At 44.7% G+C, this 653-nt stretch carries 1 protein-coding gene; it reads right to left on the minus strand.

Translation table 11 applies throughout. From position 1 onward, the window contains the following. Window positions 1–313: 313 nt before the first annotated feature. On the minus strand, window positions 314–653 hold a 340-nt coding region (locus tag R7Q11_RS26930; RefSeq protein WP_318094470.1), incomplete at its 5' end, for an inositol monophosphatase family protein.

Raw genomic sequence — 653 nt, forward strand, 5'->3', positions numbered from 1 at the left:
CGAGTTTGACTACAAAGGCAGATTCTAATTTTAAGCCAACGTAATACAGAAAAGAGCTGCCAATGTGCAGCTCTTTATGCTTTTGGATCATAGTAGGCCAAACCCTCTATTCGCTGTACGTAAATAAACGAGGGACAAAGTTGGTTTTTTAAGTGGTTGTATTTTAATTGGATTGTGTGGTTTTGTGCAGTTTGATTAGCTTTAGGTATATGGCAGGTCAAATACTGTTGAAGCTGCTCATGCGGAAAAAGAAAAGGCCGTGAACGGAATTCACGGCCTAATGATACAAGTTGAGTTACGCAAGTATAAGTAATTAATCTTTGCGTTGCAGGATGTCATCCCAAGGCAAATTCGTATCGCCCAGAACGATAAAGTTCGGGTTCTCTAGCGTTTCCCGTTCGTTGTAAGACAAAGGTTCGAGGTGAGTGCTGAGAATGCGTCCGCCCGCTTCTTCCACGATGCATTGCGTTGCTGCTGTATCCCATTCGCCAGTAGGGCCCAAACGTAAATAGCAATCGACCGCTCCTTCCGCCACCAAACACGCTTTTAGTGCTGCAGAACCGAGAGGAATTAAGTCGTAATTCCAAGCGCTACTCATGCGGCTGGTGATACGATTAATGTCTTGGCGACGGCTGATAGCAATGGCAATGTTT

The sequence above is a fragment of the Vibrio sp. 970 genome, assembly GCF_033339075.1.